This is a genomic window from Pseudomonas weihenstephanensis (genome assembly GCF_016812185.1).
Lineage (GTDB): Bacteria > Pseudomonadota > Gammaproteobacteria > Pseudomonadales > Pseudomonadaceae > Aquipseudomonas > Aquipseudomonas weihenstephanensis.
Map to the genome: position 1 here is coordinate 289737 of NZ_JAAEBV010000003.1, position 22555 is coordinate 312291.

The window sequence follows — 22555 nt, forward strand, 5'->3', positions numbered from 1 at the left end:
CACAACGTAAATACTCATACTCGGGAGCGCTCATACAAGGATGAAGTTGGGCAAACCCTTCAACGGTTTGTACACATTTTGTAGGATTGAGCCGCAGCATGGCTGTTGGTGATCCCCTGCTCGCCACGTATGATCGCTCACAAACTCCTGCAGATTAGAAGCCTATGTCCCTGATAGTTCTACTGCTTCTGCCCTTTATCGGCAGCTGTCTAGCGGCTGTTTTGCCGCACAACGCGCGCAACAGTGAATCACTGTTAGCCGGTCTGATTGCACTCGTTGGCACCATTCAAGTCGCTATGCTCTATCCGCAAATCGCCCACGGGGGCGTGATACGTGAAGAGTTCATGTGGCTGCCCAGTCTCGGCTTGAACTTTGTTCTGCGTCTGGACGGGTTTGCCTGGCTGTTCTCGATTTTAGTGCTGGGAATCGGCACCCTGGTGTCGCTGTATGCCCGCTACTACATGTCCCCCGAAGACCCTGTACCGCGCTTTTTCGCGTTTTTCCTGGCGTTCATGGGCGCGATGCTCGGTCTCGTGTTGTCAGGCAACCTGATTCAAATCGTGTTCTTTTGGGAACTCACCAGCCTCTTTTCATTCTTGCTGATTGGTTACTGGCACCATCGCTCAGATGCTCGACGCGGCGCCTACATGGCGTTGATGGTCACCGGCGCGGGGGGACTGTGCCTGCTGGCAGGCGTCATGCTGCTCGGCCATGTCGTCGGCAGCTATGATCTGGATGCCGTGCTGGCAGCGGGCGATCAAATTCGCGCCCATAGCCTTTATCCAATCCTGCTCACACTCATACTGATCGGCGCCCTCAGCAAAAGCGCACAATTTCCGTTTCATTTCTGGCTGCCTCACGCAATGGCGGCACCCACCCCCGTTTCGGCGTACTTGCATTCGGCAACCATGGTCAAGGCCGGGGTTTTTCTGTTGGCAAGGCTGTGGCCTTCGCTCTCGGGCAGTGAACAATGGTTCTGGATCGTCAGTGGTGCGGGGGCCTGCACCTTGGTATTAGGTGCTTATTGCGCCATGTTCCAAAACGATCTCAAAGGTCTGCTCGCCTACTCGACCATCAGCCATTTGGGCCTGATCACCTTGCTGCTGGGCCTGAACAGTCCATTGGCCGCTGTCGCTGCTGTCTTCCATATCCTCAATCACGCCACCTTCAAAGCGTCATTGTTCATGGCCGCAGGCATCATCGACCACGAAAGCGGCACGCGAGACATTCGCAAGCTCAGTGGCCTGTTCAAGCTGATGCCGTATACGGCGACGCTGGCCATGGTCGCCAGCGCCTCGATGGCGGGTGTCCCCCTGCTCAACGGTTTTCTGTCCAAAGAAATGTTCTTCGCCGAAACCGTGTTCATCAACTCCACAAAATGGGTTGAAATCGCACTGCCTGTCATCGCGACCGTTGCCGGTACGTTCAGCGTGGCCTACGCCTTGCGCTTTACGGTCGATGTGTTCTTCGGCCCACCCGCGACTGACCTGCCGCACACACCGCACGAGCCGCCGCGCTGGATGCGCGCCCCGGTAGAGCTGCTGGTATTCACCTGCTTGATGGTCGGCATCTTCCCGGCGCAAACCGTAGGCCCGCTGCTTGCTGCCGCCGCGCAACCCGTCGTGGGTGGCGAACTGCCCGAGTACAGCCTGGCCATCTGGCATGGCCTCAATGCTCCAATGATCATGAGCCTGATTGCCATGTCGGGGGGCATCCTGCTCTACGTGCTGCTGCGCAAACAGCTCAAACTCGATCGTTTTGCCCTTCCGCCGTTGATTCGCTACTTCAGTGGCAAGCGTTTCTTCGAGCGCAGCCTGGTCGTCATCATGCGCGGGGCACGGCGTATGGAGCGTCGCATCAGCACCCAACGCCTGCAAAGCCAGCTGTTCCTCTTGGTATTGGCGGCCGTGATTGCCGGTTTAATCCCACTGATCTACAGCGGCCTGAGCTGGGGCGACCGCCCCAAAATCCCGGGCTCAATCGTGTTTGTCACCCTGTGGTTGATGGCCATTGCCTGTGCACTGGGCGCCGCCTGGCAAGCCAAGTATCACCGTCTTGCGGCCCTGACCATGGTCAGCGTCTGTGGTCTGGTGACGTGCGTGACCTTCGTATGGTTCTCGGCGCCCGACCTGGCCCTGACCCAACTGGTGGTCGAAGTCGTGACGACCGTCCTGATTTTGCTTGGTTTACGCTGGTTGCCACGCCGGATCGAAGAAGTCTCGCCACTGCCCAGCTCATTGCGTAAGGCGCGCATTCGTCGCCTGCGTGACTTGCTGCTGTCTGCCGTTGTGGGTGGCGGCATGGCCCTGCTGTCTTACGCGATGCTGACCCGCCAGACCCCTAACGACATTTCCTCGTTCTACCTCAGTCGCGCCCTGCCTGAAGGCGGGGGCAGCAATGTGGTGAATGTGATGCTGGTGGACTTCCGGGGCTTTGACACCCTGGGAGAGATCACCGTTCTGGTGGCCGTTGCCCTGACTGTGTTCGCCTTACTGCGCCGCTTCCGCCCTCCCAAAGAGAGCATGGAGCTGCCCGCCCAGCAGCGTCTGCTGGCCAAGGACGTGGTCACCGACCTGGTGAACCCGCGCAGCGCCAGTGACACTGCGCTGGGCTTCATGATGGTGCCTGCGGTGCTGGTGCGCCTGTTGCTGCCCATCGCGTTCGTGGTGTCGATGTATTTGTTCATGCGTGGGCACAACCAACCGGGCGGCGGTTTCGTCGCCGGGCTGGTGATGTCGGTAGCGTTTATCCTGCAATACATGGTTGCCGGTACGCAGTGGGTTGAAGCTCAAATGAGTCTGCGACCGCTGCGCTGGATGGGTACAGGCTTGTTGTTCGCCACCGTCACCGGCTTGGGGGCGATCGGTTTTGGCTACCCGTTCCTGACGACTCACACCGCGCACTTCAGCTTGCCGGTGTTGGGTGATATCCACGTGGCCAGTGCATTGTTCTTCGACATCGGCGTCTACGCCGTTGTGGTGGGCGCTACGTTGCTGATTCTCACTGCGCTCGCTCACCAGTCAGTACGGGCGCACCGTCCAAGCCAGCAAGCCGCTGCACAATCAAAGACAGGAGCCGCTTGATGGAAGAAGTCATTGCTATTGCTATCGGGGTGCTCGCGGCCTCTGGCACCTGGCTGGTGCTACGCCCTCGTACCTTTCAGGTGGTCATGGGCCTGTGCCTGCTGTCTTACGGGGTCAACCTGTTCATTTTCAGCATGGGCAGCCTGTTCATCGGCAAAGAACCGGTGATCAAGGACGGCGTCCCGCAAGACTTGCTCAACTACACCGACCCATTGCCGCAGGCATTGGTGCTCACTGCAATCGTTATCAGCTTTGCCATGACCGCGCTGTTTCTGGTGGTCTTGCTGGCCTCTCGGGGCCTGACCGGTACCGACCACGTGGATGGCCGGGAGCCTAAAGAATGAACCTGATGCCGCATCTGATTATTGCGCCCATCCTGCTACCGCTGCTCACCGCCGCGTGCATGTTGCTACTGGGTGAAAAGCACCGCCCCATGAAGGCCCGAATCAACCTGGTGTCGACCCTGATTGGCTTGGCCATCTCTGTGACCTTGTTACTCTGGACCCAGCAACAAAGCGCACCGGCTTCGATTGGGGTCTATTTACCGAGTAACTGGCAGGTGCCGTTTGGCATTGTGCTGGTGGTCGATCGCCTGTCCGCCTTGATGCTGGTTCTGACGGGGGTGATCGCCAGTTGCGCGCTGCTGTTTGCGATGGCGCGATGGGACCGGGCCGGTGCCAGTTTCCATGCCCTGTTCCAGATCCAGTTGATGGGGTTATACGGTGCGTTTCTGACCGCAGACCTGTTCAATCTCTTCGTGTTCTTTGAAGTGTTGCTGGCCGCCTCTTACGGGCTGATGCTGCATGGCTCGGGCAAAGCCCGCGTGTCTGCGGGCTTGCATTACATCTCGATCAACCTGCTGGCTTCCTCTTTGTTCCTGATTGGCGCGGCCCTGATATACGGCGTCACCGGCACGCTGAACATGGCCGATCTGGCGCTGAAAATCCCGCTGGTGCCTGAAGCCGACCGTGGTTTGCTGCACGCCGGAGCGGCCATTTTGGCAGTCGCCTTTTTAGCCAAGGCCGGCATGTGGCCGTTGAATTTCTGGCTGGTCCCGGCTTACTCCTCTGCGAGTGCGCCAGTCGCTGCGCTGTTTGCCATCATGACCAAAGTCGGCATCTATACCGTTCTGCGCCTCTGGACCCTGCTTTTTTCAGGTCAGGCGGGCGCTTCGGCGTACTTTGCCAGTGACTGGCTGATCTACGGCGGCATGGCCACCATTGTGTGTGCCGCCATCGCCATTCTGGCCGCACAACGACTCGAACGCCTGGCCAGTTTGAGCATTCTGGTCTCGGCAGGGATTCTGCTGTCGGCGGTGGGCTTTGCACAGCCCAACCTCACGGCCGCTGCCCTGTTTTACCTGGTCAGCTCCACCCTGGCCCTCAGTGCCCTGTTCCTCTTGGCTGAACTGATCGAACGTTCACGTTCTTCAAATGAAATGCTCCTTGAAGATGACGTCGGGCAACTGCCCAGTTTGATGGAATCGCTCAATCCGCCGCGTGGCACCAACCTGGACGACGAACAAAAAGCCGTGGTGGGGCAAATCATTCCCTGGACCATGGCCTTCCTCGGCTTGAGCTTCATTGCCTGCGCGCTACTGATTATCGGCATGCCGCCACTGTCCGGGTTCATTGGCAAACTGAGCCTGCTCAACGCCCTGCTCAACCCGATGGGACTGGGCAATGCCAGTGACGCACCTGTTTCTACCGCCGCGTGGTGTCTGCTGGCACTGTTGATTCTTTCCGGGCTGGCGTCGCTGATTGGCTTCTCGCGCCTGGGTATTCAGCGTTTCTGGACACCTCTTGAGCGGCCATCCCCGCTGTTGCGCCGCTATGAGTGCATTCCTATTGTGGTGCTGCTGGGGCTGTGCGTCGTGCTGACCTTCAAGGCTGAACCCCTATTGCGCTATACCCAGGCCGCGGCAGACACGCTGAATAACCCCGAGCGCTACGTCATGGCGGTCATGGGTTCACGCCCTGTGCTCAGTCCTGAATCGAAAGCGGCCATGCAAGAGGTGCAACCATGAAGCACCTGTTCCCTGCGCCGTGGCTGTCACTGGCATTGTGGTTACTGTGGTTACTGCTGAACTTGTCCTTAAGCGCGGGCAATCTACTGCTGGGGGCGGCCCTGGGGTTTTTGGCCCCGCTGATGATGGCTCCGCTGCGCCCGCTGCCGATCCGCATTCGGCGCCCCGGCGTGATCATCAAACTGTTCTTTCTCGTGGGGCGTGACGTTATCGTCTCTAACATCGCGGTTGCGTGGGGTGTCTTGAATGCGGGCAAAAGACCACCACGATCCCGGTTTATCAAAATCCCGCTGGATCTGCGTGACGCCAACGGCCTGGCAGCCTTGTCGATGATTACCACCGTCGTACCGGGCACTATTTGGTCGGAACTGGCACTGGACCGCAGTATCCTGCTGTTGCACGTGTTCGATCTGGACGATGAAGCGCACTTCATTGAGCACTTCAAGTCCTCATACGAGCGCCCACTGATGGAGATCTTTGAATGAGTGCCCTGCTCTCCAATGCGATTTTGCTGAGCCTGTTCGTTTTCAGCCTGGCCATGGTCCTGACACTGATCCGGCTGTTCAAAGGCCCCTCTGCACAAGATCGGGTCCTTGCACTGGACTACCTGTACATCGTGGCCATGTTGATGATGCTGGTGCTAGGCATTCGCTATGCCAGTGACACGTACTTTGAAGGTGCACTGCTGATAGCGCTGTTTGGCTTTGTCGGATCGTTTGCGCTGGCCAAATTCCTGCTGCGCGGTGAGGTGATCGAATGAATTCAATCAGCGAGTTATCCCTGTGGATTGAAATACCGGTAGCGGTCTTGCTGGTGCTGAGCAGCCTGTTCGCCCTGTGCGGCGCCATCGGCTTGTTACGCCTCAAGGACTTCTTCCAGCGCATGCACCCGCCTGCGCTGGCATCCACCATCGGTGCCTGGGGCGTGGCACTGGCCTCGATCCTGTACTTCTCGGCGCTTAAATCCACACCGGTACTGCACGCCTGGCTGATCCCGATTTTGCTGTCCATCACCGTTCCGGTCACTACGTTGCTGCTCGCACGTACCTCGTTGTTCCGCAAACGCATGGCAGGCGAAAACGTACCGGCAGAAGTCAGCAGCGGCGGGCGCAGCGAAGGTGGCAGTTAAACGGTTACCCACATTCTTGTAGCCGTTGCCCAATGCATCGCCAGATTGCGCAGCAATCACAAACCTGAACGCTGCGCAGTATCGGATGTAGCGGGCGGCATGGTTTTACGACCACCCAGCCGCTGAGCACAGCCTTCGGCAGCGGCGACAAGAGACGCTAGACGCTGCCGCAGGCTTTACATCAACCCCAACCACTTCCAGTACGTCGCGCCAAAGCCCAGCATCAACACATACCCCACAGCGGTAACAATCAAACCCACCTTGGCGAATTGTTTGGCGGTGAAGGTCTGCGTGCCCAGGCACACCATGTTTTGTGGCGCATTGATCGGCAAGATAAAGCCATAACTGACTACAAAACCCAGCAGCATGGTCATGCCCAGCCGATTGAACTCACCCGGCAAGGTTTGCAGCACTGCAATCAAAATGGGTAATAAAGCCGAGGTCAGCGCGGTTGCACTGGCAAATCCCAAATGAATCAAAATCAGGAACGCACCCAGAATCGCAAAGATCCCCAGCGGCCCAACCTGATCAAGCCCCGTGTGCGCCACCACCTGCACGCCCAGCCATTGCCCGGCCTGGGTAGTGAGCAGCGCAGTCCCCAGGCTGATGCCCACCCCGAATACAATCACCGTGCCCCACGGAATACGTGATTGCACGTCTTTCCAGGTCATCACCCCATACCGCGGCAACAGCAAGAAAACCAGGCCCGCATAGGTGGTCGAGGTGGTGTCAAAGCTGTGCAATTTGCCCTCGGTCGCCCACGCCAGCAACAGAGCAATGGACACCGCCATCAAGCGTTTTTGCGGGCCCGTCATCGGCCCCAATTCACGCAATGATTGCTCCACCGCTTCCTTACCGCCCGGAATGCTGTCGCTTTCAGGCGGCAGCATTTTAAGCACCACAAACAACAACACCGCTGACATGATGATCGCCCACGGCGCCCCGGCAATCAGCCAGTCGATCCAGCTCACACGTGCGCCCAGCATCTTGTCCATAAAGCCCACGGTCAGCAGGTTTTGCGCCGCCGCCGTTTGAATCCCTACGTTCCAGATGCTGGTACCTTGCGCGACCACAATCATGATCCCGGCGGCGATGTTGGAACGTTTGTCCACACCGAACGCCAAAATCACCCCCATCATGATCGGCACCACGCAGGCACTGCGCGCCGTGGCGCTGGGCACCACCAGGCTGAGCAAAATGGTGACGGCGATAGCTCCCAGCAGAATGCGCCGGGTACTGGTACCGATTTTGGACAGCGTCACCAACGCGATGCGCCGGTCCAGACCGGTATGGGTCATGGCCGCCGCAATAAACAGCGCACCCGCCACCAGCGCCAGTGCGGCATTAGAAAAGCCAGTCAGGGCCATCGTGATCCCGGCCGAGGTGCCATACAGTTTGGATGGATCGTCCAGTGTCGGCGCCATACCGATCAAAAACGCCATCAGCGACGTGATCATGATCGCACTGGCTTCGTAAGACACTGCTTCGGTGATCCAGACCACCACCGCAAAGGCCAGAATCGCCAGCATACGGTGCCCTGCGACCGGTAAATCTGCCGGCAGTGGCAGCAACAAAATGCCGACCATGACCAGAACAGCAATCACGAGACCCAAGGGCAATTTCAATTTCGCCGTCGTCGGCTCCGGGGTGGTTGCAGGCGCATTCATGGTCATCTCCTCATGCATAAAATCGCCTGCAGCATAGGTCAGGATCGAGGCTCGGGCTTTGATGTTTGTCAGCTTGGGGCGTGATGCATTACTGAATTGTGTAGTGGACGGTGTTGCGAACGCCCGGCACGCTCACGGCCTGCCCATCCACCACGCGCGGTTGATATCGAAAGGGGGCGGCCGCCAACAGCGAGGGACGCATAAACATCGGGCGGCCGTTGCCGACCACCTTGGGGTTTTCGACCTTGCCTTGTGGGGTGACCGAATATTCCACCGTGCAATCCTCTTCAATGCCTTTGTCAAGTGCCCGTTGCGGGTAGGCCGGTGCTTCTTTGCTGATCGGCAGGTATGCGGACATCGGCCACAGCTGCGGGCTGTTGAGTCCGCTGCGCGTTAGCTGCCGCCAGCCGTTATTGCGCCAGCGCGCGCAGCCTGGCCAGTTCGTCCGCTGCCAACGGAATGCCCGCAAGCAGCGATTTGGCCCGTTCCTTAAAGCGACGATCACCCGGCAGGCGTTCAAGCCCCACGGCTTGCATCTGACGCACCAGTTCGCTGCTGCGTTGCGCAAAACTGTTGCCGCCCGATTTGCCGGGATCAATCACAATCAGCAACTGCCCGGTCCACGGTGTTTGCGCCCCCGGATGCTTGGACCAGTCAAATTCGAACGAAAAGTTACCGCCAGTCAACGCCGCGGCCAGCAACTCCACCATCATCGACAGCGCCGACCCCTTGTGCCCGCCAAACGGCAGCAGCGCGCCGCCGTCAAGGATGGCTTTGGGGTCTTGTGTCGGTTCACCGCGACGGTCCACGCCCATGCCCGCAGGCAGCTCATGGCCTTTACGCGCAGCAATTTGGACATCGCCATGGGCAATGGCGCTGGTGGCCAGATCGAACACGATGGGATCGGCATCGGCGCGTGGCGCAGCGAATGCGATAGGGTTGGTGCCGAACAACGGCTTTTGCGCACCATGCGGCACCACGCAGGTCATGCTGTTGACCACGCTCAGCGCCACCAGACCTTCTTCGGCGAACGGCTCAACGTCGGGCCAGAGCGCGGCAAAGTGGTGCGAATTACGAATGGCCAGCACCGCAATCCCGGCACTGCGGGCTTTTTCGACCAACAGCGCACGTGCGGCTGCCAGCGCAGGTTGGGCGAAGCCATTGGCCGCGTCTACCCGGATAAAGCCTGAAGCCACGTCTTCCACCTTGGGGGTGGCCTGCCCATCCACCCAATGGCTGGCCAGTGACGACAAATAGCCCGGGATGCGAAACACGCCATGGCTGTAGGAGCCATCGCGTTGTGCCCGTGCGCAGTTGTCGGCCAACACCCTGGCAACGGCCGTCGAGGTGCCGTGGCGTTCAAAAATCTGCTGCAACAAAGTGGTCAGTTGATCCAGAGACAGCGATTCCACGGCCTGCGCGGAAGAGGCGGACTGAGACATGCGGGCGCTCCAATCGAGTTGTTATTGTGGGGCCAACTATCCGGCGGTGACAGATATCTGTCAATTGTTGACTTAATGACAGAAAACATTCACTTTCTGCAACGCGCTGAAATAAAAACAGGAAAACAGCCGTGAGTCAGTCGATCAAACAACGTTTGGAAAGCAGTCTGTCAACCGCCGCGCCTTCGGGCCGGGCGATTGCCAGCTACATGCTGGCCAACCTTTACGCGCTGCCTTTCCAAACCGCCGCCGACATCGCCAGCACACTGGGGGTCAGCGAATCCAGCGTCGGGCGTTTCTGCCGCGCACTGGGTTACAGCCATTTCAAAGAACTGAAAAACGACCTTAGAGACGACTTGGGCGATGGTCCCTGGCTGGTCGGTGATCGCCTGCAAGAGTTCCGCCAGCAATCAAGCCAAAGCCCGCAGGCACTGCCACGCAGCTTTGAGCTGGAAGTCGGCGCGCTGGTCAAGGTCTACGAACACAGCCTGACGCGCGAATGGCAAACCGTCAGCCAGCGCCTGGCCACGCGGCGCAACGTGTTTATTGCCGGTTTTCAGACCGAACGCGGGATCGCCGCCTCTATGGCGCACTTGCTGCAATACCTGCGCGATGGCGTGCACCTGGTGGATGGCGCCGCCGGGCATTACGCCGATGTGCTGTTATCCCCCGCCAATGATTGCGCACTGGTGGTGTTTGAGGCCCGGCGCTACTCGCGCCATGCCCAGCACCTGTGCCGCAAGGCGCGTGAAGCGGGCATTGCGGTAACGCTGGTGACGGACACCTTTTGCGACTGGGCCGACGCCTACGCCGATGAAGTGTTTCGCGTACCCAGCCAATTCAATCTGTTCTGGGAATCCACGGCAGCCATGCTGTCGCTGGTGCATTTGCTGGTCAATGAAGTGTGTAAACAACTGGGACCCGACGTTGAAAAACGTCTTGAGGCAACCGCGGCCTTGCACAACGAGTTCGTGGGCTACACCTCCTCACCCGGCACAAAACAATAAAACGAGGTGCTAGATGAACAATGTCATTCGCTTTGCCAGTGCATGTGCAATGGTTGTGGCCGCAGCGTCCAACGCTTGGGCCGATAAACTGACAATCGCCACGGAAGGCGCCTACCCTCCGTTTAACTACGTTGACTCAGACAACACGCTGCACGGTTTTGACGTCGACATCACCCTGGCGCTGTGCGAGCGCATGAAAGCCGAGTGCACCCTGGTGGCTCAGGATTGGGACGGCATCATCGCCGGCCTGATGGCAAAAAAGTACGACGCCATTGTGGCCTCGATGATTGTGAACGAAGAGCGTAAACAGAAAATCGCCTTCACCAATCACTATTACCGCACCCCGCTGTCGATCGCGGTGCCAAAAGATTCGCCGATTACCGATGCCCAGAGTGATTTCAAAGGCAAGGTCGTCGGTGCACAGAGCGCTGCAACCCAAAGCATCTATGCCGAGGAGCACTACAAAGACGCGGATCTCAAACTCTATCCAACCCTGGATGAGGCCAATAGCGAACTGGCCAACGAGCGTGTTGACGTGGTGATTGCCGATAAATTCCCGCTGCTGGAGTGGGTCAATAAAACCGGAAAAGATTGCTGCAAGATTATTGGCGATGTCGACGGCACGATGGCCGATGCTGCCATTGCCGTGCGCCAGCAAGACACCGAACTGCGCGAGCGTTTCAACAAAGCGCTGGACGAGATCGTGGCTGACGGCACTTACAAAAAGATCTCCAGCAAATACTTCGACTTCGACATTTATTAAGTTGCCTGCCCTGTATTAAGGGCATCCCGCCCATTACCTTGCCCTGCGCACCCTGTGTGCGCAGCGGCTGAATATCGGCCCGATTTTGCCCGGGGATTCGAGCATGCTCGATCAACTTTCTCTGCTTTCATTTGCCAGTGGTGGCTGGGGCTCGGCACTGCTTGCCGGCTCGCTGGTGACCATTGCCCTGGCCTTGAGCTGCCTGCCCATTGGTTTACCTCTGGGCCTGGTGGTGGCGGTGGCCGCACGTTCCAAAAACCGCTGGATGCGCGCTTGGGCGACAACCTTTTCGACCGTGTTTCGCGGGCTGCCAGAACTGCTGACGCTGCTGATCATTTACTACGGCTGCCAGATCGCTGCGCAAAAGATCCTGGCGCTGATGGGCTACGACACCCAATTTACGATCAACACCTTCGTCGCCGCCATGATCGCCTTCAGCCTGGTATTTGCCGCGTTCTCCAGTGAAATCTGGCTGGGAGCGTTCAAAACCGTCCCTAAAGGCCAGTTCGAAGCCGCCTCGGCGCTGGGCCTGTCGCCCTTCACCACGTTTCGTAAAGTCGTGTTGCCACAACTGGCACGCATTGCCTTGCCCGGCCTGTCGAACAACTGGCTGTCGCTGCTCAAGGACACGTCGCTGGTGTCGACCATTGCACTGGTCGATTTGATGCGTCAAACCAACCTGGCCGTCAGCGTGACCAAAGAGCCCATGCTCTTCTACAGCGTGGCGTGCTTCATCTATCTGTTTTTTTCAGCCATCTCGGGGCGCCTGTTTGCCTTTCTTGAGCGCCATTTCAACCGCCATCAGCGGAGCGTGCAGCCATGAGCCTGACGGAACTGCAAAACATGTTTCTCAGCCCCGACTTGCTGGAACGCTATGGCCCGCGTTTTATCGACGGATTGCTGGTAACCAGCAAACTGGTGGCCATTTCATTCACCCTGGGTGCCGTGCTCGGCCTGTTGATTGCGCTGGGCCGATTGTCCAACAGCCGTTTCTTGCGCAGTTTCACCGGCGCCTACGTGTACTTTTTTCGCGGCTCGCCCCTGCTGGCGCAACTTTTTTTGCTGTATTACGGCCTCGGCTCGTTCAAAAGCCTGTGGCAAGACGTGGGCCTGTGGTGGTTCTTTCGCGATGCGTGGCTGTGCACCTTACTGGCGTTCACCCTCAACACGGCGGCGTACCAGGCCGAAATCTTGCGCGGCGCCATCCTGTCCGTGGCACAAGGGCAGCGTGAAGCCTGCAAGGCGCTTAACCTGTCGCGCTGGACCACCTTTCGCAAAATCGTCCTGCCGCAGTCGTTGCTGGTGGCCATCGGTCCGCTGGGCAATGAACTGATCCTGATGATCAAAGCCAGTGCCATTGCCTCGCTGGTCACCATTTATGACCTGATGGGCGTGACCAAGATGGTGTTTTCGCGCAGCTTCGACTTTCAGGTCTACCTGTGGGCCGCCGTGCTCTATCTGTTGATCGTGGAAGTGGTGCGCCGCACCTTGAAACTGATCGAAGGCCGCCTCGGCCGTCATTTGCAGTAAGCCCATTGTTCGGGCTGCGAACACGGCCCTCGTCTCAAGGATTTGTTTATGCATTGCGACACCATCGTTCTGGGAGCCGGCATTGTCGGCGTCAGCACCGCGTTGCAACTCCAGGCCAGAGGCCGCAACGTCGTGCTGCTCGACCGTGCTCAGCCCGGCAGCGGTACCAGCCACGGCAATGCCGGGCTGATTGAACGCGCCAGTGTTATCCCCTACTCGTTCCCACGCGAAATCTCACGCTTGCTGCGCTATGGTCTCAACCAACAGTCGGACGTGCGCTACAGCCTTAAGCACCTGCCCAAAGCCGGACCGTGGCTGATGCAGTATTGGCGCCAATCCAGCGACAAAGGCCTGGCCAAAGCCACCCGGGCCATGTTGCCGCTGATTGAACGCTGCGTCAGCGAACATGACCTGCTGGCAGAGCCTGCAGGCATGAGTGCACTGATTCACGACAGTGGTTGGGTCGAGGTTTATCGCACCCGGGCCGACTTTGAAAAAGCCCAGCGAGATGCCGTGGCGCTCGTGCAATACGCACTCAATTACCGCGTGCTGGGCCAACAGCAAATCCATGCGCTTGAACCCGGGCTGCATGAGGATGTGGTCGGCGGCATTCACTGGCTCGACCCCAAAACCGTGAGCGATCCCGCCGGCCTGACCCGCGGCTACGCCGAGCTGTTTATCAAGCGCGGCGGCACCTTTGTGATTGGTGACGCCAGCAGCCTGCGCCCTACGGCCGGGCAATGGCAGGTAGACAGCCACAAAGGTTTGATTGTGGCCAACGAAGCCGTGGTAGCCCTGGGCCCGCAGGCACGCGATATTTTTGAGCCGCTGGGTTATCGCATTCCGCTGGCGATCAAGCGCGGTTACCACATGCACTACGCTGCCAAGGACGGGCACACCATGCAGCACCCGATTCTGGATTCAGTGGGGGGGTATGTGCTGGCACCGATGGTTGGCGGGATTCGCCTGACCACCGGTATTGAGTTTGCTGACAGCGACGACCCGATCAACGAGATCCAGTTGCGCCGCTGCGAAGAGCGCGCGCAGCGCCTCTACCCGCTGGGCGAACGACTGGACCCCGAGCCGTGGCTGGGTCGGCGCCCGTGCCTGCCGGACATGTGCCCGGTGATTGGCCCGGCCAGCCGGCATAAAGGGTTGTGGTTCAACTTTGGGCATGCCCATCACGGCTTGACACTCGGCCCGGTGACAGGCCGCCTGCTGGCCGAAATGATGACCGGCGAGTACCCGTTCACCGATCCGACGCCCTATAGCGCCGAGCGCTTTTACTGATCACTGGAGACACACAATGCATGCACAACCTGCTTACGTTCACACGCCCGTGTCTCCATCTACCGACACCCGCAAGGTGGTGGTGGATATTGCTGGACTGAACAAGTACTACAGCGCCTTTCATGTGCTCAAAGGTATCGACCTCAAGGTGCGCGAAGGTGAACGCATCGTCCTGTGCGGCCCTTCAGGCTCGGGCAAGTCCACCCTGATTCGCTGCATCAACCGTCTGGAAATTGCCGAACAGGGCCGCATCCTGATCAATGACACCGACCTGTCGCACACCACCCGCGAAGCCGCCAACGTGCGCAGTCAAATCGGCATGGTGTTTCAACACTTCAACCTGTTCCCGCACATGAGCGTGCTCGACAACTGCATTCTCGCGCCGATGTCGGTGCGCGGTCTGTCGCGAAAAAAAGCCACCGAGCTGGCACAGCATTTTCTGACCAAAGTGGGCATCGCCAGCCAGGCCGATAAATACCCCAGCCAGCTCTCCGGCGGCCAGCAACAGCGCGTGGCGATTGCCCGAGCCTTGTGCATGGAGCCGAAAATCATGCTGTTCGACGAGCCCACCTCAGCGCTGGACCCGGAGATGGTCAGCGAAGTGCTCGACGTGATGGTTAACCTGGCAGGCAGCGGCATGACCATGCTCTGCGTGACCCACGAAATGGGCTTCGCCCGCCAGGTGGCCGAGCGCGTGTTGTTTCTGGACGGTGGCATGATCATCGAAGACTCGCCGCCCAACGACTTCTTCAGTGCGCCGAAAAGTCCGCGCGCCAAGGCCTTTCTTGCACAGATCGTGCATTAAGCTGCGTTCGGCCAGCCCGGCACCTGCTCGCCGCCTCCCCTGGAGGCGTGGGCAGATCGGCCTCCTCCCCTACGGGATGTTTGTCGTTGCCGACGACCACAACGAGCGCACCTGAGGTTACAATCCTCGCCCTTCTCTCTCCCCCCAAGGAACCCCCATGTCAGGGCTTGAACTGTTTGCCGCCGCACTCGGCGTCATTGCCGTCTGGTTGACAGTCAAACAAAACCCTTGGTGCTGGCCCATCGGGCTGGTCATGGTGTTGCTCTATAGCTGGATTTTCTTCGAGGTGAAGCTCTATTCCGACATGCTGCTGCAAGTCATTTATGCGGCATTGCAACTCTATGGCTGGTGGCAGTGGACACGTGCTGGCGCACAACACCAAGGTCGTCAAGTGACGGCGCTCAACACGCGCCAGGTCGCCACGGGGCTGGCCATCGGCGCCGTGGGCAGTCTGGCTCTGGGCGCCGCCATGGCGCACTGGACCGACGCCGCGCAGCCGTGGCTTGACGCTGCGCTGACCGCTTTCAGCCTGGTGGCGCAAATGTGGATGGCGCAAAAACGGTTGCAGTGTTGGGCGCTGTGGTTTGTGGTCGATGTGATATTTGTCGGTTTATTTGTGTACAAGGGCTTGTACCTCACGGCAGGTCTGTACGCCCTGTTCACGGTGATTGCGATTCAGGGCTGGCGTGACTGGCGTCTTGATCCGGCGCTGCGTACATGAAGGTCGTGGTGTTGGCCGGGCCTGAGTCAAGCGGTAAAAGCTGGTTGTCGGCGCAGTTGCAACAGCAGTTTGGCGGCCTGTTGGTCGCTGAATATGTGCGCTATTTCATGGAGCAAAACCCTCGCGATACCTGCCTTGGCGATATTACGGCCATCGCCCGTGGTCAATTGGCATGGGAGGACGCCGCTCGCGCCCAAAGCCCGCAATTGCTGATTCTCGACACGCATTTGCTGAGCAATATCCTGTGGAGCAAGACCCTGTTCGGCGACTGCCCGGCCTGGCTTGAACCTGAATTATTGAGCCGTCATTACGACCTGCATCTGCTGTTGTCGCCCGAGGATGTGGACTGGACGCCCGACGGTCTGCGTTGCCAACCGAGCCTGGTCGAGCGCCTGCAATTCTTTGAACAAAGCCGCACGTGGCTCGAACAGCACCGTCAACCCATGCAAATCATTCGCGGGCGTTGGGATGAGCGCCAAGCTTGCGCACTGCACGCTGTGGGCCAGCTACTGGCCAATTGACACAAATCCGCGCCTGATATGTCCGCTACTGAAACACCCATGCCCTCACCCCCCCTTGATTAACAGGGCCTGCAGGCGATTCAGGCGACTGTGTAACAGTGCCGTTACATAGGCTATTGGAGCCGCCAAACCCGCACCAAGCACCCGCAGCCCACCATTACACGCTCGAGCCGCTGTCTCAGCATTGAGACAGTGGAGGCGACGCGTCCCTGGCACCAACTGACAACTCATTGCTTTTAAACGCAATTGAAAAAGCGGCACAGCTTCTGCTCTCTCTTTCGCAACGCTGATCAGGGCCAGCGTATTGAAGAGAGAACGATGTCATGGGGACTTTACGCACTCAACTCACCCGTTACGCGCTTACGGCTTGCAGCCTCAGCGCTGTACTCGTTTGCCTGAGCGCCCAGGCGGCGGACAACGGCGAAATCGTTATCACGCGCCAGGTGTACCCGCATGCCGTCGGCAGTATCCCGGCCCCGCCTGACCCCAACCCCACCGTCGTCAACGCCAACCCTGCAGCACAGATCAATGCGATGACGGCCCAAGGCGAACTGGGCGATGGCGATTTTGCCCGCATCAGCACGGGTTCGAGCATTACCCGCACCATCACCACCGGTACCCATAACCTGCCAGGCATGATCGACCACACCGGCATGCCAGGCCTGACCAGCAGTGGTCGAGCCGGCGGCTCAGGTGGCCCGAGCGCCAATCTCGGGGGCCAGATCAATCGCAGTATCGAGCAAGGCATGCGCCCGCTCACCACCTTGGGCGGCGGGCAATGAACGTGAAAATCTCTGTGCTGGTGCTAGCCCTACTGGCATCCCCCCCCGTGCTGGCTGACAGCAATCAGGCCCAAATCAATAATTCCGGCACCGGTTACACCGGCAACATGATGATCAACCAGGCTGCCGGAAACCAGCAGCAACAAGTCAATGCCCGCACTATTTCCATTGGCAGTCAGGTGCAGGGCAACACCAGGGTGAACCAGCAACTCACTGGGCAGGCCGACCCCGCGCTGGACGCCCAGGTCAGTATTAACGGCGACTCGTTCAGTCATGGCAGCGGTATTTTGGGGATCAACCAATCTGCGGGCGCCAACAATCAAATGGTCAACGCCGTGCGGATCAGCATCAGTACAGCGGCGCAAAGCATCGACGACAACGCCCTCGCGCAACAGAACGTGGCGTTGACACCAAACTCGGTAACGGGAGCACTCAACACAGGCAGCCGCCAGGTCGTTACCAGCGATCAGGCCTTCACCGGCAGCCGTGGAGTGCTTCAAGTCAACCAGAGTGCAGGGGTGGGGAACCGCATGGCTAACACCCTGAATGTACGGGTCGCGCAATGACTCGGGTAACGCGCAGTGCAATTAGAAAAATGCCAACACTCACTAAACTAATGAAGCACGGAGAATCACCATGAAACCTGCAATGGCTCTTAAACCACTGGTTTTCGCTCTGGCTGCACTTATGGCTGTGGCCGCTCAAGCGGACACCAGTGATCGCCACCCCACCCCTACCCCCACGCCTACCACCGCTGTGGTTAACGGCGCCAGTGCTGTGATCGCGGATGTGCAAGTCAGTCACGACAACAACATCACCAATAACGGCACGCTGAACAGCGCAAAAGTTGACGATTCGATCAAAAGCACCAGCGGCAACATCGGTGCCAACGTCGCGTCGGGTGCCGGTAACCAGCAAGATAACGCCGCAGCCATCGCCAACAATGACCAGAACTTTGTGCTCGGGACCGGCGCTGCGCTGACCAGCGCCAGCCAGTCCAGCTATTACAACAAAGTGAACAACCACGGCACTCAGAACGGGGCAACACTCAACAACTCGGTCAACACCACCTCGGGTAACGTTGGGGTAAACGTGGCTGCGGGCGACCTTAACCAGCAGAAAAACAACCTGGCCATTGCGGTGTCCGGTGGCAACCTGGCAACCGCCGGTGCCGGAGCAACGCAGACCTCCAACAACCTGACCGTGGTTAACGACCTCAGCTCGGTCAGCACCCACACCCCGTGGAGCTTTGGTTCAACCACCCCCCGCGTACCGGTCAGCAACAACTCCAACATGACCAATGCGCTTAAATCCACCTCCGGCAACGTGGGTGCCAACGTCGCGTCAGGCGTGGGTAACCAGCAGAGTAACTCGCTGTCTATCAGCAGCGTCAGCAAAACCGCCATGTAACACGCCGGTTCAAAGGGCCTCTGCATCAGAGGCCCTTTCTTTGTTCGAGGTGGCCTGCTCATGTTACGCATCGCACTCGCTGTGTTGCTGTGTTTGACCGGTGTTGCGCAAGCGGCGCAAATGGCGGTGGCTGCGTTGCCGGGCGCCAACCTGATTTACAAACCGGTGCAAAGCATTCGCGAACGTCGTTTCACTGACCTGGTGGAACAGAAAACCGACTTCAGTTGTGGCGCCGCCGCACTGGCGACGATTCTGCGTCAGGCGTACTGGCTGGATGTCGATGAAGACCATGTGATCAAGGGCATGCTGGTCAATGCAAACGAAGAGCTGGTGCGCACCCAAGGTTTTTCGATGCTCGACATGAAGCGCTACATCGAAAGCATCGGCATGCGGGCACGGGGTTATCGCATCCCGGCGCAAAACCTGCAAAACATCAACGTGCCGGTGGTGGTCCTGTTGGACATTCGTGGCTACAAGCACTTTGTGGTGCTGCAACGCACACAGGACAACTGGGTGTACATCGGCGACCCGGTACTGGGTCATAAGCGTTATTCCCAAGACGATTTTGTTAAAGGCTGGAACGGCATTGTGTTTGCCGTGATTGGCCCCGGCTACGACAAAACCAATGCATTACGTGATCCGCCTGTTCCGCTCTCGGCCAAGAACACACTGAACGGGTTCAGCCCAGTCAAAGATGCCGAGCTGCTGGACTTCGGTTTTATCCAAAGCGATTTCTTTTAAGTGCACACACTGACCACGGGGCAGGACGCTTCGGGAGAGGCACATGAATATCAACTATTGGCTGGCAATCAGTTGCGTTGCCGTCTGTTTGCAGGCGCAAGCTGACTCGATGTTTAAACCGATTGAATTGAAGGATCAGGAGTTGGCTGAGTTGCGCGGGCGGTTTGTGATGCCCGGACGCATTGTCAGTTTCGGTCTGGTCATGAGCAGCACCTGGACCAACGCCCAGGGCAACAGCATAGGCGCCAGCACCTCCCTGCACTTACAGAACTCGGTCACACCGCAATTCTACGTGACCACCTACTCGACTCAAGGTCAAAGCCGTCCCGGCACGCCCACCGTCGGCACCGGCAGCGTGGTGGGCGGCGCCGGGCTAGGTGCGGGGCAAGGCGTGGTCCAAAGCGTGCGCGCGGCGGGCGACAACAACGGGGCCAACAACACTGTCGATATCAATGTCAGCTATGGCAATCAGGCGCCAGTGCTTAATCAGCAAGGTACATTGCTCACGGCCAACGCCCCGGTACAGCTCAACAATGCGGCGGGCAACCTGAATGTTTCAATAAGCGGCGGCGCGGTTCAGTTAGCAATTACCGCCAACAATAACCAAGGCACTACATTGCAGCAGATCGCTCAAGGCGGGGTCTTACAGAACACCACGTTGCTCGGCGGCGGTAATGCGGTGAATAACATGACGCAGTTAAATATGGTGCTGCGTAACAACGCGGTGAATACCGACGGACTTAATTCCAGCATTAGCCAACTAAAAGCCCTTCGCGCTGCGGGATATTGAACTAGGCTGAGGCACTACTAAATAGACTTCCCCGGACGGCTTATTTCATGCATCGATCGTTTACCTTTCGCGCCGTTGTATGTATGAGCACTCTGCTTCCCTGCGCGCTGCTACAGGCAGCCCCGGAGGGTGATGTCGAGACACTAAAGCAAGAATTACTGGAACTGCGTCAACGTTACGACCAGCAACAAAAAGCCCTGGCAGTACTCGAACAGCGAGTACGTCAAGTGGAAGAACAGCCTGCAGCCCCAGCCCCGCAACGGCTGGTCAAGTCTCCGGCAGACCTCAAGCGCGGCCAGACCGTGTCACAAGCCAGCGGCGGCGGTGCAGGCGGCAGCGGCAGTTCTTACGGTCAAGCCCTCAAAGACGACTCGGCACCAGCGCAGAGCGTGACCAACCTCTACGACGAAGCCAGTGGTTTTTTTGGCGGCGGCAAGTTCAGTGTTGAAACCGGCGTCACCTACTCGCGCTACGACACACGCCAGTTAAACCTCAACGGCTTGCTGCTGCTCGACTCGATCCTGCTCGGCAACATCGACCTGGACCGGATCAAGGCCGATAACTGGACGCTTGATCTCACCGCACGCTACAACCTCGATAATCGTTGGCAGTTCGACATCAACGTGCCGGTGGTCTATCGCGAGTCGACCTTTCAATCGGCGGGCGCAGGTGGCGACGCCACCCAAACCGCCGAAAAAACGGTCACCCGCGACCCGACCCTGGGTGACGTCAACGTCGGCGTGGCCTACAAGTTTCTCGACGAGTCCGCCAACACCCCCGACGCGGTATTTTCTGTGCGTGTAAAAGCGCCCACGGGTAAAGACCCCTACGGCATCAAACTGGTCCAGGCGAGCGGCAGTGGCGACAACATTTCCTACCCTGAAAGTTTGCCCACGGGTAATGGCGTGTGGTCCATCACGCCCGGCATCTCACTGGTCAAAACCTTCGACCCGGCGGTGCTGTTCGGCTCACTCTCCTACACCTATAACCTGGAGGACTCCTTCAGCGATATCGGCTCCAGGGCCAATCAAACCCAACCGGGCAGCGTCAAACTGGGTGATAGCTACCAGATCGGCGCCGGTATCGCCTTTGCTCTGAACGAGAAAATGAGCATGTCGTTCTCGGTGTCTGACCTGATCCAAAGCAAAAGCAAAATCAAATACAAGGGTCAGGACTGGCAAACCCTCACCACCAGCGACGCCAACGCGGGTTATTTCAATGTGGGCATGACCATTGCGGCCACCGACAATCTGACCATCGTACCCAACCTGTCGATCGGCCTGACCGAAGACGCGCCCGACTTCACTTTCAGCCTGAAATTCCCGTACTACTTCTAACCCAACGCCCATGGAAAAGGCCCGCCGTGGGTGAACACGGCGGGCCTTTTCGTTGTGCCCCGCCCTAGCGGATCTGGTGCTTGTGCAACAAACGGTAAAACGTAGGCCGCGACACGCCGAGCACGCGTGCGGCCACGCTGAGGTTATTGCTGTGGCGTTGCAATACGTCACACAGTGCCTGGCGTTCGGCCCGGTCTTTGTATTCTTCCAGCGTGCCCATTGCCACGCAGGGCGCTTGGCGCGCTTCAAGGCCCAGGTCAGGCGGTTCAATCTGCCGCCCTTCCGCCAGCACCAAACCGCGCCGAACCCGGTTGGCCAACTCGCGCACGTTACCCGGCCATTGATGATTGCCCATCGCAACCAGGGCCTGGGCACTGAAGGTGCGCGGGCGGCGGCCGGTTTCAAGGCTGTAGAAGTGTGAAAAGTGATTGGCCAGCATGGCCAGATCACCATGGCGTTCACGTAAAGGCGCGGTTTCCACCTGCAATACGTTGAGGCGGTAGTACAAGTCTTCACGAAACCGCCCATTGACAATGGCCGCCTCCAAGTCGACGTGGGTGGCCGCCAACACCCGCACATCCACGGCAATCGGTTGACTGCCACCCACCCGTTCGATGTGTTTTTCCTGCAAAAAACGCAGCAAATTGGCTTGCAACTCCAGCGGCAGGTCGCCAATTTCGTCGAGGAATAACGTACCGCCGTTGGCGGCTTCAATACGGCCGGTCTTGCGTTGATGCGCCCCGGTAAACGCACCTTTTTCGTGGCCAAACAACTCGGACTGGATAAGGTGTTCAGGGATCGCCCCGCAATTGATCGCAACAAAGGGTTTGTCGTGACGCTGTGACTGACGGTGCAGGGTGCGGGCAACCAACTCCTTGCCGGTGCCGCTTTCGCCGCGGATCAACACCGGGGATTCGGTGGGTGCCAGTTTGCCCAGGAGTTTGCGCAGGTCACGAATGGTACGGCTTTCACCCAGTAACTCATGACCGGCGCTCGCCACCGCACTCAAACCCTGCCCACGTAACCGGGCCATGCCAAACGCTCGCCCCAACGTGACCTGGACCCGTGATACGTCAAAGGGCAAGGTGTGGAAGTCAAAAAACCACTCGCCGACAAAATCGCCCATTTTCTTCAGTTTCAAGACCTCAGGACTGAGCACGGCAATCCACTCGGTGCCGCTGCGGCTGATCATGTCTTTGACGGCTTCAGGGCGCTCCAAGTGAAACGGTTGCAGGCGAAGCAAGCCTACGTCACATGAACGATCAAACACGGCGTCCAGATTACAACTGTCCACATCCCAGCCGATGGTGCGCAGCCCGGGCAGTATCTGATGACAATCATCACAAGGATCAACCACTAACAGACGGCGGGATGAGGACAATTCGAGCATGACTGTTCCTTGGCGCCAAAATAATAAAAGGTTTTTAGAAACAGTAAGTTGTAGAAGCTGTTGGTAACGGTAGTCATTCTTTGACGCGCGCTTGTACCGTTTCTTTATAAGCCTAATATCAA

Annotated in this window: 24 protein-coding genes; 20 read left to right on the forward strand and 4 right to left on the reverse strand. The window is 58.5% G+C overall.

Going from position 1 to position 22555, the window contains the following annotated elements; all coding sequences use genetic code 11:
* The first annotated feature begins 164 nt into the window (after positions 1-164).
* The 6 genes from GYN01_RS12165 to GYN01_RS12190 are packed head-to-tail and all read left to right on the forward strand — an operon-like array spanning position 165 to position 6237.
* Positions 165-3083: a monovalent cation/H+ antiporter subunit A gene (locus GYN01_RS12165; RefSeq protein WP_048364938.1), complete on the forward strand. Its 2919-nt coding sequence runs from the start codon at positions 165-167 to the stop codon at positions 3081-3083.
* Positions 3083-3427 (forward strand): Na+/H+ antiporter subunit C, encoded by a 345-nt coding sequence (locus GYN01_RS12170; RefSeq protein WP_003446102.1) that lies wholly within the window; start codon positions 3083-3085, stop codon positions 3425-3427. Before GYN01_RS12165 ends, GYN01_RS12170 begins: the two co-directional genes overlap by 1 nt.
* The gene (locus tag GYN01_RS12175) at positions 3424-5109 is read left to right on the forward strand and encodes a monovalent cation/H+ antiporter subunit D (protein ID WP_048401926.1); all 1686 of its coding nucleotides are present in this window, start codon (positions 3424-3426) and stop codon (positions 5107-5109) included. The genes GYN01_RS12170 and GYN01_RS12175 overlap by 4 nt, the downstream gene beginning before the upstream one ends.
* Positions 5106-5594, forward strand: a complete 489-nt coding sequence (locus tag GYN01_RS12180) for a Na+/H+ antiporter subunit E (protein WP_048401925.1) — start codon at positions 5106-5108, stop codon at positions 5592-5594. Before GYN01_RS12175 ends, GYN01_RS12180 begins: the two co-directional genes overlap by 4 nt.
* Positions 5591-5869, forward strand: a complete 279-nt coding sequence (locus GYN01_RS12185; protein WP_048364941.1) for a K+/H+ antiporter subunit F — start codon at positions 5591-5593, stop codon at positions 5867-5869. Before GYN01_RS12180 ends, GYN01_RS12185 begins: the two co-directional genes overlap by 4 nt.
* Positions 5866-6237 (forward strand): Na+/H+ antiporter subunit G, encoded by a 372-nt coding sequence (locus tag GYN01_RS12190; protein WP_048364942.1) that lies wholly within the window; start codon positions 5866-5868, stop codon positions 6235-6237. Before GYN01_RS12185 ends, GYN01_RS12190 begins: the two co-directional genes overlap by 4 nt.
* 176 nt (positions 6238-6413) lie before the next feature.
* Here the strand turns inward: GYN01_RS12190 and GYN01_RS12195 are convergent, their stop codons facing one another.
* The 3 genes from GYN01_RS12195 to GYN01_RS12205 all read right to left on the reverse strand — a co-directional run bounded on the left by GYN01_RS12195 (position 6414) and on the right by GYN01_RS12205 (position 9346).
* The gene (locus GYN01_RS12195) at positions 6414-7904 is read right to left on the reverse strand and encodes a DASS family sodium-coupled anion symporter (protein ID WP_048364943.1); all 1491 of its coding nucleotides are present in this window, start codon (positions 7902-7904) and stop codon (positions 6414-6416) included.
* 88 nt (positions 7905-7992) lie between these two features.
* Positions 7993-8262 carry an energy transducer TonB gene (locus GYN01_RS12200; RefSeq protein WP_053221352.1) on the reverse strand — a complete coding sequence of 90 codons (270 nt, stop codon included), beginning with the start codon at positions 8260-8262 and terminating at the stop codon, positions 7993-7995.
* A 52-nt stretch (positions 8263-8314) separates the two neighbouring features.
* Positions 8315-9346, reverse strand: coding sequence for an Ldh family oxidoreductase (locus tag GYN01_RS12205; protein ID WP_048401919.1), 1032 nt, complete (start codon positions 9344-9346; stop codon positions 8315-8317).
* 131 nt (positions 9347-9477) lie between these two features.
* Between GYN01_RS12205 and GYN01_RS12210 the strand changes: the two genes are divergently transcribed.
* From GYN01_RS12210 to GYN01_RS12275, 14 genes are all read left to right on the forward strand, one after another.
* Positions 9478-10353 carry a MurR/RpiR family transcriptional regulator gene (locus GYN01_RS12210; RefSeq protein ID WP_048364945.1) on the forward strand — a complete coding sequence of 292 codons (876 nt, stop codon included), beginning with the start codon at positions 9478-9480 and terminating at the stop codon, positions 10351-10353.
* Between the two features lie 13 nt (positions 10354-10366).
* Complete coding sequence (locus GYN01_RS12215; RefSeq protein WP_048401917.1) at positions 10367-11116, forward strand: transporter substrate-binding domain-containing protein; 750 nt, start codon at positions 10367-10369, stop codon at positions 11114-11116.
* 103 nt (positions 11117-11219) lie between these two features.
* Positions 11220-11939, forward strand: coding sequence for an ABC transporter permease (locus GYN01_RS12220; protein ID WP_048364947.1), 720 nt, complete (start codon positions 11220-11222; stop codon positions 11937-11939).
* Positions 11936-12646, forward strand: coding sequence for an ABC transporter permease (locus GYN01_RS12225; RefSeq protein WP_048364948.1), 711 nt, complete (start codon positions 11936-11938; stop codon positions 12644-12646). Before GYN01_RS12220 ends, GYN01_RS12225 begins: the two co-directional genes overlap by 4 nt.
* A gap of 48 nt (positions 12647-12694) precedes the next feature.
* The gene (locus GYN01_RS12230) at positions 12695-13936 is read left to right on the forward strand and encodes an NAD(P)/FAD-dependent oxidoreductase (protein WP_203307200.1); all 1242 of its coding nucleotides are present in this window, start codon (positions 12695-12697) and stop codon (positions 13934-13936) included.
* Positions 13937-14015: 79 nt separating this feature from the next.
* Positions 14016-14741 (forward strand): amino acid ABC transporter ATP-binding protein, encoded by a 726-nt coding sequence (locus GYN01_RS12235; RefSeq protein WP_082149407.1) that lies wholly within the window; start codon positions 14016-14018, stop codon positions 14739-14741.
* A gap of 157 nt (positions 14742-14898) precedes the next feature.
* A complete protein-coding gene (gene pnuC, locus GYN01_RS12240) occupies positions 14899-15462 on the forward strand; it encodes a nicotinamide riboside transporter PnuC (protein ID WP_048364951.1) in 564 nt (187 codons plus the stop codon).
* Complete coding sequence (locus GYN01_RS12245; protein WP_048364952.1) at positions 15459-15983, forward strand: AAA family ATPase; 525 nt, start codon at positions 15459-15461, stop codon at positions 15981-15983. The genes pnuC and GYN01_RS12245 overlap by 4 nt, the downstream gene beginning before the upstream one ends.
* A 323-nt stretch (positions 15984-16306) precedes the next feature.
* Positions 16307-16765: a hypothetical protein gene (locus GYN01_RS12250; RefSeq protein WP_048364953.1), complete on the forward strand. Its 459-nt coding sequence runs from the start codon at positions 16307-16309 to the stop codon at positions 16763-16765.
* Complete coding sequence (locus GYN01_RS12255) at positions 16762-17331, forward strand: hypothetical protein (protein WP_048364954.1); 570 nt, start codon at positions 16762-16764, stop codon at positions 17329-17331. Before GYN01_RS12250 ends, GYN01_RS12255 begins: the two co-directional genes overlap by 4 nt.
* Before the next feature lie 70 nt (positions 17332-17401).
* Positions 17402-18175, forward strand: coding sequence for a hypothetical protein (locus GYN01_RS12260; RefSeq protein ID WP_048401912.1), 774 nt, complete (start codon positions 17402-17404; stop codon positions 18173-18175).
* A 60-nt stretch (positions 18176-18235) separates the two neighbouring features.
* The gene (locus tag GYN01_RS12265) at positions 18236-18916 is read left to right on the forward strand and encodes a C39 family peptidase (RefSeq protein ID WP_203307201.1); all 681 of its coding nucleotides are present in this window, start codon (positions 18236-18238) and stop codon (positions 18914-18916) included.
* Between the two features lie 43 nt (positions 18917-18959).
* Complete coding sequence (locus GYN01_RS12270; protein WP_048364957.1) at positions 18960-19706, forward strand: hypothetical protein; 747 nt, start codon at positions 18960-18962, stop codon at positions 19704-19706.
* 47 nt (positions 19707-19753) lie between these two features.
* Positions 19754-21043, forward strand: a complete 1290-nt coding sequence (locus tag GYN01_RS12275; RefSeq protein WP_203307202.1) for a hypothetical protein — start codon at positions 19754-19756, stop codon at positions 21041-21043.
* Between the two features lie 64 nt (positions 21044-21107).
* On the opposite strand, the gene GYN01_RS12280 is transcribed toward GYN01_RS12275, so the two are convergent.
* Positions 21108-22433: a sigma-54 dependent transcriptional regulator gene (locus tag GYN01_RS12280; RefSeq protein ID WP_203307203.1), complete on the reverse strand. Its 1326-nt coding sequence runs from the start codon at positions 22431-22433 to the stop codon at positions 21108-21110.
* Between the last annotated feature and the right edge of the window lie 122 nt (positions 22434-22555).

Coding starts and splice junctions, on each gene's coding strand:
- GYN01_RS12245 (WP_048364952.1), top strand. CDS start 15,459: ATGAAGGTCGTGGTGTTGGCCGGGCCTGAGTCAAGCGGTAAAAGCTGG.
- GYN01_RS12190 (WP_048364942.1), top strand. CDS start 5,866: ATGAATTCAATCAGCGAGTTATCCCTGTGGATTGAAATACCGGTAGCG.
- GYN01_RS12195 (WP_048364943.1), bottom strand. CDS start 7,904: ATGAATGCGCCTGCAACCACCCCGGAGCCGACGACGGCGAAATTGAAA.
- GYN01_RS12255 (WP_048364954.1), top strand. CDS start 16,762: ATGAACGTGAAAATCTCTGTGCTGGTGCTAGCCCTACTGGCATCCCCC.
- GYN01_RS12185 (WP_048364941.1), top strand. CDS start 5,591: ATGAGTGCCCTGCTCTCCAATGCGATTTTGCTGAGCCTGTTCGTTTTC.
- GYN01_RS12225 (WP_048364948.1), top strand. CDS start 11,936: ATGAGCCTGACGGAACTGCAAAACATGTTTCTCAGCCCCGACTTGCTG.
- GYN01_RS12275 (WP_203307202.1), top strand. CDS start 19,754: ATGCATCGATCGTTTACCTTTCGCGCCGTTGTATGTATGAGCACTCTG.
- GYN01_RS12180 (WP_048401925.1), top strand. CDS start 5,106: ATGAAGCACCTGTTCCCTGCGCCGTGGCTGTCACTGGCATTGTGGTTA.
- GYN01_RS12270 (WP_048364957.1), top strand. CDS start 18,960: ATGAATATCAACTATTGGCTGGCAATCAGTTGCGTTGCCGTCTGTTTG.
- GYN01_RS12200 (WP_053221352.1), bottom strand. CDS start 8,262: ATGTCCGCATACCTGCCGATCAGCAAAGAAGCACCGGCCTACCCGCAA.
- GYN01_RS12250 (WP_048364953.1), top strand. CDS start 16,307: ATGGGGACTTTACGCACTCAACTCACCCGTTACGCGCTTACGGCTTGC.
- GYN01_RS12260 (WP_048401912.1), top strand. CDS start 17,402: ATGAAACCTGCAATGGCTCTTAAACCACTGGTTTTCGCTCTGGCTGCA.
- pnuC (WP_048364951.1), top strand. CDS start 14,899: ATGTCAGGGCTTGAACTGTTTGCCGCCGCACTCGGCGTCATTGCCGTC.
- GYN01_RS12230 (WP_203307200.1), top strand. CDS start 12,695: ATGCATTGCGACACCATCGTTCTGGGAGCCGGCATTGTCGGCGTCAGC.
- GYN01_RS12215 (WP_048401917.1), top strand. CDS start 10,367: ATGAACAATGTCATTCGCTTTGCCAGTGCATGTGCAATGGTTGTGGCC.
- GYN01_RS12265 (WP_203307201.1), top strand. CDS start 18,236: ATGTTACGCATCGCACTCGCTGTGTTGCTGTGTTTGACCGGTGTTGCG.
- GYN01_RS12220 (WP_048364947.1), top strand. CDS start 11,220: ATGCTCGATCAACTTTCTCTGCTTTCATTTGCCAGTGGTGGCTGGGGC.
- GYN01_RS12205 (WP_048401919.1), bottom strand. CDS start 9,346: ATGTCTCAGTCCGCCTCTTCCGCGCAGGCCGTGGAATCGCTGTCTCTG.
- GYN01_RS12175 (WP_048401926.1), top strand. CDS start 3,424: ATGAACCTGATGCCGCATCTGATTATTGCGCCCATCCTGCTACCGCTG.
- GYN01_RS12165 (WP_048364938.1), top strand. CDS start 165: ATGTCCCTGATAGTTCTACTGCTTCTGCCCTTTATCGGCAGCTGTCTA.
- GYN01_RS12170 (WP_003446102.1), top strand. CDS start 3,083: ATGGAAGAAGTCATTGCTATTGCTATCGGGGTGCTCGCGGCCTCTGGC.
- GYN01_RS12280 (WP_203307203.1), bottom strand. CDS start 22,433: ATGCTCGAATTGTCCTCATCCCGCCGTCTGTTAGTGGTTGATCCTTGT.